The 13,693-nt window shown below is 72.2% G+C and carries 9 protein-coding genes; 3 read left to right on the top strand and 6 right to left on the bottom strand.

The features are described 5' to 3' along the window. Positions 1-70 precede the first annotated feature (70 nt). Positions 71-1,474, top strand: a complete 1,404-nt coding sequence (locus IGS69_RS03610) for a cytochrome P450 (protein ID WP_190896909.1) — start codon at positions 71-73, stop codon at positions 1,472-1,474. 231 nt (positions 1,475-1,705) lie between these two features. On the opposite strand, the gene IGS69_RS03605 is transcribed toward IGS69_RS03610, so the two are convergent. Next, a complete protein-coding gene (locus IGS69_RS03605) occupies positions 1,706-2,311 on the bottom strand; it encodes a response regulator transcription factor (RefSeq protein ID WP_232543426.1) in 606 nt (201 codons plus the stop codon). Between the two features lie 200 nt (positions 2,312-2,511). Between IGS69_RS03605 and IGS69_RS03600 the strand changes: the two genes are divergently transcribed. Next, positions 2,512-3,993, top strand: coding sequence for an MFS transporter (locus IGS69_RS03600; RefSeq protein WP_190904365.1), 1,482 nt, complete (start codon positions 2,512-2,514; stop codon positions 3,991-3,993). A gap of 42 nt (positions 3,994-4,035) precedes the next feature. Here IGS69_RS03600 and IGS69_RS03595 read toward each other — a convergent pair whose 3' ends face one another. From IGS69_RS03595 to IGS69_RS03580, 4 genes are all read right to left on the bottom strand, one after another. Beyond that, positions 4,036-6,945 (bottom strand): ATP-binding protein, encoded by a 2,910-nt coding sequence (locus tag IGS69_RS03595; RefSeq protein ID WP_190896907.1) that lies wholly within the window; start codon positions 6,943-6,945, stop codon positions 4,036-4,038. Between the two features lie 193 nt (positions 6,946-7,138). Then, positions 7,139-8,143 carry a (-)-alpha-amorphene synthase gene (locus IGS69_RS03590; RefSeq protein WP_232543425.1) on the bottom strand — a complete coding sequence of 335 codons (1,005 nt, stop codon included), beginning with the start codon at positions 8,141-8,143 and terminating at the stop codon, positions 7,139-7,141. Further along, entirely contained in the window at positions 8,127-9,602 is a 1,476-nt protein-coding gene (locus IGS69_RS03585) for a cytochrome P450 (RefSeq protein ID WP_190896902.1), read from the bottom strand. The genes IGS69_RS03590 and IGS69_RS03585 overlap by 17 nt, the downstream gene beginning before the upstream one ends. 549 nt (positions 9,603-10,151) lie before the next feature. Then, positions 10,152-10,556 carry a DUF779 domain-containing protein gene (locus IGS69_RS03580; RefSeq protein WP_190896900.1) on the bottom strand — a complete coding sequence of 135 codons (405 nt, stop codon included), beginning with the start codon at positions 10,554-10,556 and terminating at the stop codon, positions 10,152-10,154. A 159-nt stretch (positions 10,557-10,715) separates the two neighbouring features. Between IGS69_RS03580 and IGS69_RS03575 the strand changes: the two genes are divergently transcribed. Continuing rightward, positions 10,716-11,639 (top strand): phosphotransferase family protein, encoded by a 924-nt coding sequence (locus tag IGS69_RS03575; RefSeq protein WP_232543424.1) that lies wholly within the window; start codon positions 10,716-10,718, stop codon positions 11,637-11,639. Positions 11,640-11,646: 7 nt separating this feature from the next. On the opposite strand, the gene IGS69_RS03570 is transcribed toward IGS69_RS03575, so the two are convergent. Next, complete coding sequence (locus IGS69_RS03570) at positions 11,647-13,686, bottom strand: CocE/NonD family hydrolase (protein WP_190896896.1); 2,040 nt, start codon at positions 13,684-13,686, stop codon at positions 11,647-11,649. Positions 13,687-13,693: the final 7 nt, after the last annotated feature.

The following is a 13,693-nucleotide window of genomic DNA, read 5'->3' as shown; positions in this document are numbered from 1 at the left end:
GGGTCCCCACCGTGTCCGGCTACCGGCTGATGGTGGGCCGGTACAGGGCGTGTCGGAGGGCGGCAAGACGATGGAATCCCAGCGGGGTGACGGCGGACCCGTGGACCTGGACGACACGAGTCTGGAAGAACTCGCCCCCGAACCCTTGCTGACCAGGGACTACGAGACGCGCCCCGCGCTCGTGTACGAGCGGTTGCGGCAGCAGCACGGGCCGGTCGCGCCCGTCGACCTGCTGGGGGTGCCGGCCTGGCTGGTCCTCGGCTACCGCGAGTCGCTCCAGGTGCTCCAGGACGACGACGGCTGGCCCAAGGGCCTGGAGAACTGGCGGGCCCGCTCCGAGGGCAGGGTGCCGGCCGACTGGCCGCTCGGACCGTCCCTGGAGGTCAACCACATCCTCATCCAGGGCGGCGCAGGCTACCGGCCGCTGCGCACCGCCTGGGACGTCGCCCTCAAGCCCTTCCAGGACCCCCGCCACCCCCAGGCCAAACGCCTGAAGGCCGCCGTCACCGCCTACGCCGACGAACTGATCACCCTGCTCGGCCAGGGCGGCAGGACCGGCGTGGCCGACCTGTCCGCGCAGTTCTCCCGGCCGCTGCCGCTGATGGTGGCCAGCCATCTGCTGGGCTTCCCCGGCTCGCAGGGCGACGACGCGCTGATGGACATGTGGCGCGTGCTCGACGCGGGCCCGGACGCCGAGGCGGCCCTGGAGCGCCTGCTGGCGACGCTGGCCGAACTGGCCGCGCTGAAACTGGAGAAGCCGGGCGACGACTTCCCCTCCCACCTGCTGGCCGCCCACCCGGACCTGTCGCTCGACCACCTCGCCCGCGAGCTGTTCATGCTGCTCGGCATGACCTCCGACCACGTCGGCATCCTCATCTCCAACACCGTCGTGGAGGTCATCTCGGGTGAGGGCGGCGTGCGCGCCAGCCTGTCCGCCGGGATGGTCAGGGAGACCATGAACCGGGTGGTCATGCGCAAGCCGCCCCTGGTCAACTTCGTCCCGCGTTTCGCGGCGAGGGACACACAGCTCGGCACCTACACGATCCGGGCCGGCGACCCGGTGTGGGTCTCCCCGGGCGCCGCCCACGCCGACCCGCTCTTCGCCGACCACGTCGCGTCGGGCACCGCCATCAGCACCCGGGCCCACCTGTCCTGGGGAGCCGGACCGCGCCAGTGCCCGGCGCGGGAACTCGCCTCGGCGGTCGCGGCGGCCGGCGTGGGGCGCCTCTTCGAGCGGTTCCACCACCTCGACCTGGCCCTGCCCGCCGACCAACTGCCCTGGCGCTCCTCACCGTTCATGCGGGGCCTGCGCTCCCTGCCCGTGCACTACGAGCTGGCCTCCGCGCCGCCTCCGAGGCCCTGGGCGGAGGACCCCGCGCCCGGGGTGGCCGAGGAGATCCTGCCGGACCCCTCCGCCCGGCAGCGCTCCTCGCTGTGGCGCTATCTGACGGGCCTCATCCGCGGCGGCCGCTGACCTGGGGCACCGAGCCGAACGCCCATCCCGCACCGGCGTTCGTCACGGCTGCGGGATGACGCCTTCACGCCGGACCCGTGACAAACGGTGCTGGTGGGCGGCGCACGCACTCTGGGATGCTCGTATCAGATCCCGGGACAGGGCGCGAGGGCCCGCGGGGGCCGGGCAGGTACACCTCGATGACCTGCCCGGCCGTTCTTGTGTCAGGGGGCGGAACGGGGGGCGTGGGGCTCACACCCAGCCCGACTCCGTGGCGATCCTGATCGCGTCGATCCGGTTGCGGCCGCCCGTCTTGCGGGTGATCGCGGACAGATGGTTGCGGACCGTGGCCGTGGACAGGCACAGCCGCTCGGCGATCTCCCGGGTGGGCGTGCCGTCGGCGGTCAGCCGCAGCACCTCCACCTCGCGCGGGGTCAGCGGGTTCGCTCCCGCGTCCAGCGCGGCCAGCGCGAACTCGGGGTCGACGAATCGCTGCCCCCGCACCAGCTTGCGGACACCGTGGACCAGCCGGTCCGGCGGGGCGTTGGTGCTGATGACACCGGCGGCGTGCAGATCGAGCATGCGGCGCAGCCGCTCGGGTGTCGTCGAGGCCATCATCAGCAGCATCCGGCACTCCGGCAGCCGCGCCCGCAGCTCGCCCCGGACGGCGATCTCCTCGCCCTCCCTGGAGTCCACGCCGATCACCGCCACGTCCGGCCGGTACACCAGGGCACGCGCGAGGACGTCGCCGTCGCCGTCGGCCTCGGCGACGACCTCGATGTCGTCCTCCCGCGACAGCAGAGCGGCGAAGGCTCCCCGCACGAGACGGGTCTGCTCGACGAGAAGAACACGGATCACTGTCCCTCCCATTGCGCCGTCCGCGGGCCGCTGGGGCCGCCTTGATCGGATTATCGCCCCACTTTGCTCATATTTCAGTCCGAGTGGTGGGGTGTGGGGGCCGGGCGTACCGTCGAACGGTGGACACCGCAGGCAGCAGCCCGCAGCCGGCTTCACCACAGGCGACCACCACCAGGGAATCCGGTGGTGGCGGAAACGCGATGGCGCTGCTGGTCATCGCCTCCTGCCAGTTGATGGTGGTCCTCGACATCACCATCGTGAACATCGCGCTGCCGCACATCCAGAGCGACCTGGAGTTCTCCACCACGAGCCTGTCCTGGGTGGTGAACGCCTACACCCTCACCTTCGGCGGCCTGCTGCTGCTCGGCGGCCGGGCCGGAGACATCCTGGGCCGGCGGCGCGTCTTCGTCTTCGGCGTGCTGCTCTTCGTGTTCGCCTCGCTCCTCGGCGGATTCGCCCAGAATGCCGGCCAACTCCTCGGCGCCCGCGCCTTGCAGGGCGTCGGCGGCGCCATCGCCTCCCCGACCTCCCTCGCCCTGATCAGCACCACCTTCCGCGAGGGACCGGAACGCAACCGCGCCTTCGGCGTCTTCGCCGCGGTCTCGGCCGGCGGCGGCGCGATCGGCCTGCTCGCCGGCGGCATGCTGGTGGAGTGGCTGAACTGGCGGTGGGTGCTGTTCGTCAACGTGCCCATCGGCCTGCTCATCGTGCTCGCCACACCGCGCTTCATCAGGGAGTCCGAACGCCACCCAGGGCGCTTCGACATCACCGGCGCACTGACCTCCACCGCGGGCATGGTGCTGCTCGTCTACGGCTTCATCAGAGCAGCGCAGGACGGCTGGCGTGACCCCCTGACCCTGGCCTCGTTCGCCGGCGCGGTCGTCGTCCTGGCGGCCTTCATCCTGGTGGAGCGGCGTTCGAAACAGCCCATCACGCCGCTGCACATGTTCGCCGACCGCAACCGCGCGGGCACCTACGGCATCATGCTGTGCCTGGCCGCCGCCATCTTCGGCATGTTCTTCTTCCTCACGCTCTTCGTGCAGAACGTGCTCGGGTTCAGCCCGCTCGCGGCCGGACTGGCGTTCCTGCCGGTCAGCGCGGTCATCGCCATCGGCGCCGGACTGGCCTCGCGGTTCCTGCCCGTCTACGGACCCAAGCCGTTCATGGTGGTCGGCGCGATCCTGGCGGCGGCGGGCCTGGCCTGGCTGACCCTGACCGACGTTCACTCCACGTACGCGGGCAGCGTCCTCGGCCCCATGCTCGTCTTCAGCCTGGGCATGGGCATGGAGTTCGTGTCGCTGACCCTCATGGCGCTGTCCGACGTGCCCACGCCGGAGACCGGTGCGGCCTCGGGACTCCTCAACGCCACCCAGCAGGTCGGCGGCTCCCTGGGCCTGTCCATCCTGGTCACGATGTACGGCACGGCCAGCACCAACGAGGCGGCCAAGCAGGTCCCGGACTTCCTCCGGCAGGCGACCCCGGCCGAACGCATCCGGTTCGAACGCACCGGGCAGCTGCCCAAGCCCTGGTCCGACGAGATCCTGACCGCCGGAGTGTCGGCCGCCTTCATCATGGCGGCGATCTTCACCGCGGTCGCCGCGCTGATCGCCCTGGTCGTCATCCAGGTCCGCCCCTCCGACCTGGAACGCCTCAAGGGAGGAGCGAGCCCCGGCCCGATGTGAGAGGCGCCCTGCCCGTGGCAGCCCGCCGGTGGCAGCCCGCCGTCACGGCCGCGGCCGGGGGAACGTCTCCAGGGCCTCGGCCAGGCCCGCCGCATCCGTGCCGACCTTGCGGTACACGGACGACAGCAGCTGCCGCACACCCTGCTCGGTGAGGCGCAGTGCCTTGGCAACGACCGCAGCGGCCTGGCCCCGTGCCGTCATCTCGGCGGCCGTGCGCTCCTGCGCGGTGAGCGTGTCCGTCTGCGGGTAGCGCAGGGGCAGCGGCCGCAGCCCGGCGGCGGACAGCTCCCGCCGCGCCCGGGCGGCCAGGCCCTCGGCACCGCAGTGCACGGCTCCTTCGAGGCCCTGGTAGAGCCGGTCGGCGGCGTCGTGCAGCCGTCCCGCGCGGGCCAGCGCGGCGCCGTGACCCACCAGGGCGCGGGCCAGTTCGTACGCGGCGGGCGACCGCTGGAGGTGGTCGACGGCCTGCGCGTGCAGATCGAGCCCCGCCTCACCGCCCGTCACCTCCGCCTGGGCGTGCATGGCCTGGCCGATCGCCGATGCCGCGCCGAAGTCCCGGGCCCGCTTCACGGCGTCCCGCGCATGGCGCACCGCCCGGTCGGGCGCGCTGCGGGACAGAGCCGAGGCCAGTCCGAGCTGCCAGGGACACCACGCGGGGTTGCGCCAGTCCCGGCCGTCCAGCCACGCGCCGACGCGGGACAGCAGGGGAGCGGCGTCGTCGGGCCGGCCCTCCGCCAGGAGCAGCTCGGCGTAGACGGTGCGCGGATCGGGGTAGATGACGGCGTTCGGGACGTTGTCGCCGTAGTGGTAGGTGTCGGCGAGCCGGCGTGCCGCGATGACGCGGCCACGGGCCAGGAGGGTCTGGATCAGGATGCCGATGGCGAACCACTGGGCGGGTACCCCGCCTTCCACCCGGTCGGCGATGCGCAGGCCCTCCCGTACCAGGTTCTCGGCCTCGGCCAGGCAGCCGCGGCGGTACCGGATGTACCCGGAGAGCGTCTGGCCCAGCGCCAGGTGGGAGCCGCGCCAGCCCTTTGACTCGCACTCGGCCATGCCCTTGGCGAACAGTTCCTCGGCCCGTCGCGGCTGGTCGCAGTACATGAACACCAGCGCGACCGAGACGGGTACCTCGAAGCCCCGGTTCTCATGCGTCCAGCTCAGCCCGCCGCGCAGCGCCTCCTCGGCGTAGGCGAGCGCCTTCTGCCGCGGCTCGCCGCACATCATGGCGTCCCAGGCGCGCGACCCCAGGATGTAGCGCTCCTCGAGGCCGCGACCGGACAGGCGGTCGGCGAGCCGGGCCAGCTTCCGCGAACGGCCCGCCGAGTCCGCCTCGTCGGTGCGGAACGCGCTCCACACGAAGTGGTCCCCCTGCATCCGCAGCCGGATCCGGGGATGGGCGGCGGCCCGCTGCGCCTCCTGGGCGGCCACCGTCGCGGCCTCCGCCATCCGGTCGGTGTGGGCCAGTGCCTGGGTCAGCCGGTACACCATCGAGGCGCGCAGCTCCGGGTCGATGTCCGGTTCCGCGAGGGCCTCCCGCAGATGTGCCACGGTGGCCGTGGGGTTGATGAGGAAGGTCGCGCAGGCGAGTTCGTGCAGCAGCGCGGCGCGCTCCTCCGGCAGCGGCGGCTCCTGCAGCGCCCGGTTCAGCAGCCGCCGGGCCGCCTCCGGGGCACCCGAGTGCAGGGCTTCACGCGCGGCCCGGCGCAGACAGTCCACCGCCTCGGAGCTGCCCTCGCAGGGCACCTCCAGCAGGTGCCGGGCCGCGGCGGCGTGGCCGAGCCCGGCCGCCCTGACGGCCTCGGCGGCCGAGTTGTGCATGCCTTCCCGCAGGCTCGTTCGGATGGACCGGTAGATCGTGGTGGCGATCAGCGGGTGGACGAACTCCAGACTCCCGCCGGGCCCCTCGCCGTCGGCCAGGATGCGGGCGGCGCGCAGCTTCTGCGTGGCTTCGGCCGCCGCCGTGTTGCCGATCGCCGCGATCCGGGCGGCCAGTTCGGGTGAGATGGCCTGCCCGAGGACGGCCGCCGCGTAGGCGAAGCGGACGGTGCTGGTGCCGAGGCCCTGGAGCCGTTCGATCAGCCCGGGCCCCTTCACCGCGGCCGCCAGGTCGCGCATCGCGGGCAGCTCGTCACCGGTGCCCCTGAGGTTGCGCTCGCCGAGCCTGATGGAGAGTTCCACGGCCTCGAACGGGCTTCCTCCGGTGACCTCCCAGCACTCCTCGCAGAACGCGTCCTCGGCTTCCTCGCCGACCTCGTCCCGGATGATCCGGGCCACGGCCGCGGCGCTGAGCGGTGCCAGGGTGAAGGGGCGGCTCCCCAGATCGGCGGAGGGTGCGCTGAAGGCAGCGGCCTCGAGGGGCAGTTCGGGCCGGAAGGCCACGACGATCAGCATCGACAGGTCCACGGCCCTCGGCGCGAACGAGGCGAGCCAGCTCAGCGACTCCACGTCCGCCCAGTGCAGGTCGTCCAGGAGCAGGACGACGGGCGCCTTCATCACGGCGAGGCGCGTCATCACCCAGTCGAGACCGTCGCGGACCCCGGTCGGGTCCGGCACATGGCCGCTCGGCGTCGCGACCAGGCCCAGTGCGGCGGCGACGATGTCGTACCAGCCGCCCAGGAAGGTGCGCAGCTCCTGCTCGTCCATCGACGCCAGCGCGGGCTGGACGACCTGGCGCACCAGGTGGAAAGCCAGTTCCTGCTCCTTCTCACCGGCCCTGCCCGACAGCACGGTGAATCCCTGCGCCCGGGCGCGGGCCCGGGCCTGGTGCAGCAGGGCCGTCTTGCCCATGCCACCGGGCGCGGTGAAGGCGAGGAGCCCGCCCCGGGGCGCCTGGGGCACGCCGTCGACGGTGTTCCGCAGGCCCGTCAGTGCCGAGTCGAGCGCTTGGAGCTCCTTGCGGCGCTCGAGCAACGGCCGGTCCTCGGGCGTGGGTTGCCGCAGCTGATGCGCCATGTGCGCTACCGCTTCCTGTCGTCGGCCATCGGGAGGCAGCGAGAGCGTACGCCTCCCGATGGCCCTCGTTCCGGATTCCGGGACGAGCACGACAAAGAAGGGTGAATGACCTGCTAAAGCCGCGTGAAGTGCGGATTCCGCGGGTACCGTGGCTCGAATGGGCACCCGCTCCGCGACCTGACGAAGCGTCTTCTCACGGCAGCGCCAGGGCCGCCGCGTCCGCGTAGCGCGGCACGGTGCGCGACCAGTAGTAGCAGCCGCGGATCCAGCCGGCCATGCCTTCCACATAGCCGACGCCCGAAGGGCTCAACTCCGGTTCGATCTCCGCGTAAGTCCTCTCGAACTCGCGGATCGTGCGGTTGATCTGCTGGATGGCCAGGGTGACGGCCACCGGCAGGGAGCAGTGGTGGGCCCGCTGGTAGGCGAGGGCCAGGTTGATCATTTCGCCGGACCGCTGCTCCTTGACCGAGGAGAACAGGTCGGGGATCCACACCGCCGCGTCGGCCGACAGCCGGCTCAGGCGCCGCATGAGCGGGTGGTGGAGTTCCCCGGAGGTCAGCTCGCACGGCTGCGCGGCCTCGCACAGCGGGTAGAAGGGTTCGACGCCCGCGGTGAGGGACCGTATCGAGGTGCACAGCCCGGACCGCAGGGGTGAGGGGTGGACCTGCGCCACCGCCTCGTACAGCAGTCCGTGCACGTACTCGCGGCTCTTCCACGCCCACCGCGCGGCCTGCGCCGGTGTGCACCGCTCGCGGATCTGCCGGTAGAGGTCGGACAACGCCGCGCCCAGCGGGGTGCTGGGCGCTGCCTCGTCGCGCAGGACCGCGATGCTCTCGCACAGCATCGGCAGCAGGTGGCCGGGCCGGTGGCGGCCGACCTCCTCGGCCCGGTCGTCGAAGACGAACTGGTAGGCGATCTGGTGAGCGACGAGCTGCAGGATGCCGGGATCCGCGTCAGGGCTGTTGTAGGACGCCAGCTCGGCCGGGCGGGTGTGGGAGATCATGGCCGCGACCCCGGGCTCGTCGCTCAGCCCGGTCACGCGCAGCCAGTCGTCGACCCCCGCCGCGGCGGCCGGCTCCTGAGGATTGCGCCGGAACGGGAAGGGCATGTAGAGGTGGGCGTCGATCAGTTCGACCAGGGTGGCAGCGGGAATCACGTCCCGCGCGACGGCCGCCCTCTCCTCATGTGTGGTGGACACCGTTGTCACCGTCCCTCCGGGTGTGCTCCACCCCGGACGCCGCCGGTGCGGCTCCGGGTGCGAGGGCGGCGGCGTGCGGCGCGGCGCCGCCCGGTGCGTCCGCCCGTGATGTGCAGATCATCGTCAGGGACCTCGGTCCCAGCGTCGCCCCGGGACGCGGTGGTGCGACGCGCCCGGCCGGATGCCGTAGCCGCCACCGGCCGGCGACGGTCGCCAGGGCCACGGTCATCTCGGCCATGGAGAACAGGTCGCCGATGCACTTGCGGTTGCCCGCGGCGAACGGGATCAGCGCCCCGTGCGGACCGGTGGCGGCTTCACCCTCCAGCCAGCGCTCGGGCAGGAACCGGTCGGGCTCGGGGAACGAGGCGGGGTCGTGATGCAGGAGATACGGGCTGTACAGGACCGTGGTCCCCCGTGGCAGCCGGCGTCCGGCCAGCTCCGCCTCCCGGGTCGTGACCCGGGTGAAGAGCCAGCCGGGCGGGGAGTGGCGCAGCGTTTCGGTGAGGACGGACCTCGTGTAGACCAGGCGCGGCAGATCGTCGACGTCGGGTAACCGGCCGGCGAGGACGGTGTCGACCTCCGCGTGCAACCGCCGCTCCACCTCCGGGTGTTGCGCGAGGAGGCTGAAGGTGGAGGCCAGGCACATCGACGGGCTCTCGGAACCGGTGAGCAGGAGGGACACCAGCTGGTCGTGGACCTCCCGGTCGGTGACCGGAGCCCCGGCGTCCCCGGTCTCGGCGGCCATCAGCAGAAGGCCGAGCAGATCGTCGCGGGGAGTGCCCCGGCGGCGTTCGGCGATGGCCTCGTCGATGAGCTCGCGCACCCGCTCCACCGCGCGCCGGTAGCGGCGGTTCGCGGGCGTGGGAAGACGGAACAGCGCGTCGACCGGCACGACCGTGCGCGCGAACAGGCCGCGCACGATGGCGGCGAGGCAGTGCCGCACCTCGTCGGCCGCGGCCGGGCCGAGCGAGTCGGAGAGCAGGAGCCGGCTGATCAGCCGGGTCGTCAGGCCCAGCGTGGCGGCGCTGACATCGATCTCCTGCCCCGTGCGCCAGTCGCGGCACAGCGCGGCGGCCTCCTCGGCCATCGCGTCCGTCTGCGCGGCGACTGCGGTGGGGCGGAAGGTGGGTTGCAGCAACCGGCGCTGGCGCCGGTGTTCGGCATGCGGGCAGGTGACGACGCCGTCGCCCATCAGCGCCCGCAGCCTCTCGTACTGCGGTCCGCCCTTGTCGAACGTGCGGGTGTCGCGGAGCATTCGGTGGACCAGCTCCGGGTGGCACACCATCCACGCACGCTGCGGGCCCAGGCGTATCTCGACCAGATCGCCCTGTGCGGGAAGAGAATTCAGAAACTTCAGCGGCCGGCGGAACAAGGCGATACCGTGGCCGACGGATGGGAATATGCCTGGAGCAGTACCAACCGTCCACGCCTGTTCCGATTCAGGGACGCAGCCGTTCATCGAATACCACCTGCTTCAGTCGACCTGGGAAAACGGTGATGTTTCACCGACGCGGTGCTTGCCCCATGTCCTGCCCAGTCCAAGCGGGCCGCCGACTTGGTGAACCCTTTCTCCAAGGGGGCGCACGGGTGCACGGGGAAGCGCTGGGTGAATCACTTTCGATGCACGTCATGTGAACAGGTGCTCGTCTTCCGTCACTTAAGCGTCTCGAAGCGCCTTTACGTCATTTCCGTGTACACGAATCACGAGAAGAATGCCGTCGCGAAGGGCTGGGCGGCCTCGACGGCCGCCGTACCGCGGCCCAGGCCGCGGACGGCCGTGGCATCCGGCTGGTTCGCGTACACCCGCCGGCTCGGCGCCCCGCACCTGGAGGGACCTGGGCGGGCGCCGTCGGTGTGCGCCGGTTCCCTGCAACCCCGCCGCTCGGAAGGGGCCGTCGGTTCAGAAGGGGCCGTCGGCCTCGACGAGCCGGGCCAGCAGCGCCCGGTAGACGGCGGCATGGGGAGCGTCGACGTGGCCGGACATCCGGGACGTGTACATGGCGCCACCCTAGGCGGTGTGGTCCGCCCCGTTCGGCAACGGCGGTTCCGAGTCGAGGCGGTGCAGTTCCTCGTCGGTGAGGAGGCGGGAACGGAGCAGGAAGCGGACGCCCTCGGGGGCTTCCAGGGAGAAGCCGCTGCCCCGGCCGGGGACCACGTCCACGGTGAGATGGGTGTGCGACCAGTACGTGAACTGGTCCGCGCTCATCCAGAACGGGGTGTCCCCGGCCACGTGCCCCAGCAGGATGTCCGAGGCCCCGACCCGGAACTCGCCGCGCGGATAGCACATCGGGGCGCTGCCGTCGCAGCAGCCGCCGGACTGGTGGAACATCACCGGCCCGTGCGCCCCGGTCAGCCGCCGCAGCAGTTCCTCGGCGGCGGGGGTCAGTTCGACACGTCCTGTGCGCACAGTCATGAGTTCCTCCTGGCGGTGACGGTGGGGTCGGGAACCGGTCCGTATCGCGAGTCCCCCAGTATCCGCCGCGGCAGGGGGGAGGGCCACAAGGCGGGAGCGGTGCACCGGTCGCTCCTGCCTTGTGGGAAGCGGATCACGGGTGCTGGTTGAATGCCGGACATGACCGAGACCGACGCGCAGGGAGCCGACCGCTGGGTCCAGCACTTCGCCCGGCGCGGATACCCGCGCGCCCGGCCGCTCGCCTCCGGCATGGAAGGGGCCGTCTACCGGCTCCAGGACGGGACCGTCGCCAAGGTGTGGGCCGGGCGGGCCCCCGAGGACTTCGACCTCACCCGACGGCTCTACGCCGACATCGCCCGGCACCCCCTGCCCTTCGCCACGCCGAGGATCCTCGACGCCGAGGAGCACGACGGGGTGCTCGTCAGCTATGAACGGGAGCTCGGCGGAAGCCCGTTGCGCTCCGACGGGGACGGCAGGCGCCCCGCCCGTGACCTGCCCCGCCGGGAGACCGACGCCCTGCTCACCGTCCTGCGCGCACTGGCCTCCGTGCCGGGCAGCGAGGTCATGCGGCGCCTGGTGATCCAGGGGGACGACCGGCCGCTGTGGCAGGGCCACTCCCGCTTCTCCGACGCGCTCGCCGCCCTCGTGGAACGGGCCGTCGGCCGCAACCGGGACGCCCTCGCCGCGCACGTGCCGGGACTGGCCGGCGTCGTGTCCCGTACCGCCGCCTCGCTGCGGGCGCTGCCCGACCGGCCCGAGAGTGTCGTCCACGGGGACCTGGTGCCGCCCAACATCCACCTGGACGAGGCCGGACACCCGGTCGCCGTCCTCGACTTCGGCTTCTGCACCACCGCCGGCGACCCCGCCTTCGAGGCCGCCGTCACGGCCGCCGTCTGGGACATGTACGGACCCGACGCCGCCCACCACACCGCCGAGCTGACCCGTCTGTTCGCCCGCGCACTGGGCCATGCCGAAGAGATCCTGGAGCTCTACCGGAAGGCCTACGCCCTCATCACGTACGACCTCTTCGGCATGGGCCCGCAGGACGGGCACTTCCGCTGGTGCGCCGCCCAGTTGCGGTGACGGCCCACTACAGCAGGTCGCGGGGGACCTGCTCGTTCCAGGTGCGGGAGAAGACCCGCCGGTCGGCCTCGTAGGCGTCGAGGGTCGCGTCGACGAAGAAGTCCGTCTCGTCGCACGAGAGCCGGGTGTGGGTGACCACCCGCACATCCCAGTCGTCCCGCCGGAACCGCATCGTCCAGGTGGTCTCGCCGCCGACCGAGGTGAAGTCGTCGGCGACCGCCGTGTAGCGCTCGTGGGCGCGGCGGCCGGCCTCCAGGCCGATGTCCTCGAAGCGGACCGTGCCCCGGTCCTTGACGATGTCCAGCTCGGAGCGGTAGTCGATCAGATCCCGCTTGACGTCCCAGCGCTCCTCCGGGGGCGTCACCTGGGTCATGGCGAGCGGGGGAGTGCCCTCGGGTTCACCGAAGGGCGACGACGGCACCTCGTCCGGCTCCTCCACCGGCCGCACCGGCAGGGTGAGCGTGCTGGAGTGCTCGTGGACGCTGAGCAGGGCGGGCTTCGGCGCCGGCCAGGCCAGCGGCCAGTAGGACGTCGACAGGGACAGCCGGATGCGGTGGCCCGGCGGGAACGCCTGCGCCACACCGTTGAGCGGAATGGTGGCCCGGTAGCGCCGGCCCGGCTCCAACGGCTCGGGAGACTCGGTGCTGTCACGGCGCGTCAGGTTCAGGATGCCGTACGAGACGCGCGTCGCGGCGCCGTCGGGACTCACGTCGGACAGCCGTGCCGCCACGAGGGCCACCGGCTCGCTGACCGACAGATCGAGCTCCACGCTCGGCGAGCCGAGGATCTCCACCGGCTCGGTCAGCGGTTCGCTGTCGAAGACGAGCGAACCGCCGTCCTCCTCCCGCTGGTCGTAGGGCAGGTCCGGCGGCGCGTTGTAGGAGGCCCACTTGCCCGCGAACTGGCCGACGGACAGCGGCGAGCGCACGGTCATCGCCGCGCCGCCCTCGGAGGCCTTCGCGGTCGTGTCCTGGGCGGGCCCGATCGTGTGCCGGGTGAGCGGGTGCGTCTCGGGCCGGATGTGCGGGGACGGCCAGTGCGGCTCGCCGACCCAGCGGCCCGGCCGCTCCTCGTAGGAGGTGGAGGGCGGCACGCTGTCCTGCATCCACGCCCGGAGCATCGGCCCGTCCATGACGCCGTTGTCGACGCCCTTGAGCCAGTGGTCCCACCACCGCACGAGCTCCTGGAGGTAGCCGATGGCGGGGCCGGGCTCCCCGAGGTGGGGGAACTTGTGCGACCAGGGCCCGATCAGGCCCTTGCGGGGCACGTCCAGATTCCCCAGCAGCCGGGTCACGGCGTTGGAGTAGCCGTCCGCCCAGCCGCTGGAGGCCAGGACCGGGCATTGGACGCTCGAGTAGTCCTCGCACACCGAGGCGTGCCGCCAGTAGTCGTCGCGGCGCTGGTGGCGCAGCCACTCCAGCACCCAGGGCTCGGTGTTCTCCAGCCGCTCGTGCCACATCTCGCGCCAGCGCTCGCCGACCACGGCCGGGTCGGGCGGACAGGTGCCGTAGGCGAACATGGTGCCCGCCTCGGCCAGGTTGTCCGAGAGCAGGGCGCCGCCCATGTAGTGCATGTCGTCGGCGTGCCGGTCGTCGGTGAACGAGGCGATGGCGATGGCCTTCAGGGACGGCGGACGGCGGGCCGCGACCTGGAGCGCGGCGAACGCGCCCCAGGAGATGCCCATCATGCCCGTGCCGCCGTCGCACCAGGGCTGCTCCGCCAGCCAGGCCAGGACCTCCTCGGCGTCCGCCTGCTCCCGTTCCAGGTACTCGTCGCGCAGCACGCCCTCCGAGTCACCGGTGCCGCGCAGGTCGACGCGGACGCAGGCGTAGCCGTGCCCGGCGAGGTAGGGGTGATGGATCGAATCCCGAACGGCCGTCAGATCCCGCTTGCGGTACGGGATGTACTCCAGCACCGCGGGCACCGGCTCCTGGTCGGAGGAGGTGGGGCGCCAGATGTGCGCGGAGAGCCGGACCCCGTCGGACATCGGGATCGTGACGTGCTCCTCCTCCTTCGTCTCGTACGGCAGGTTGGTCACGTAACGCATGGAACCC

The organism is Streptomyces tuirus (assembly GCF_014701095.1).
GTDB lineage: Bacteria > Actinomycetota > Actinomycetes > Streptomycetales > Streptomycetaceae > Streptomyces > Streptomyces tuirus.
The sequence above is the reverse complement of the archived record's forward strand: the minus strand, read 5'-3'. Positions and strand labels throughout refer to the sequence as shown.

Bases quoted from the DNA above. Each gene is read 5' to 3' on its own strand.
- IGS69_RS03610 (WP_190896909.1), top strand. From the start codon at position 71: ATGGAATCCCAGCGGGGTGACGGCGGACCCGTGGACCTGGACGACACG.
- IGS69_RS03585 (WP_190896902.1), bottom strand. From the start codon at position 9,602: ATGAACGGCTGCGTCCCTGAATCGGAACAGGCGTGGACGGTTGGTACT.
- IGS69_RS03580 (WP_190896900.1), bottom strand. From the start codon at position 10,556: ATGACTGTGCGCACAGGACGTGTCGAACTGACCCCCGCCGCCGAGGAA.
- IGS69_RS03570 (WP_190896896.1), bottom strand. From the start codon at position 13,686: ATGCGTTACGTGACCAACCTGCCGTACGAGACGAAGGAGGAGGAGCAC.
- IGS69_RS03575 (WP_232543424.1), top strand. From the start codon at position 10,716: ATGACCGAGACCGACGCGCAGGGAGCCGACCGCTGGGTCCAGCACTTC.
- IGS69_RS03600 (WP_190904365.1), top strand. From the start codon at position 2,512: ATGGCGCTGCTGGTCATCGCCTCCTGCCAGTTGATGGTGGTCCTCGAC.
- IGS69_RS03595 (WP_190896907.1), bottom strand. From the start codon at position 6,945: ATGGCGCATCAGCTGCGGCAACCCACGCCCGAGGACCGGCCGTTGCTC.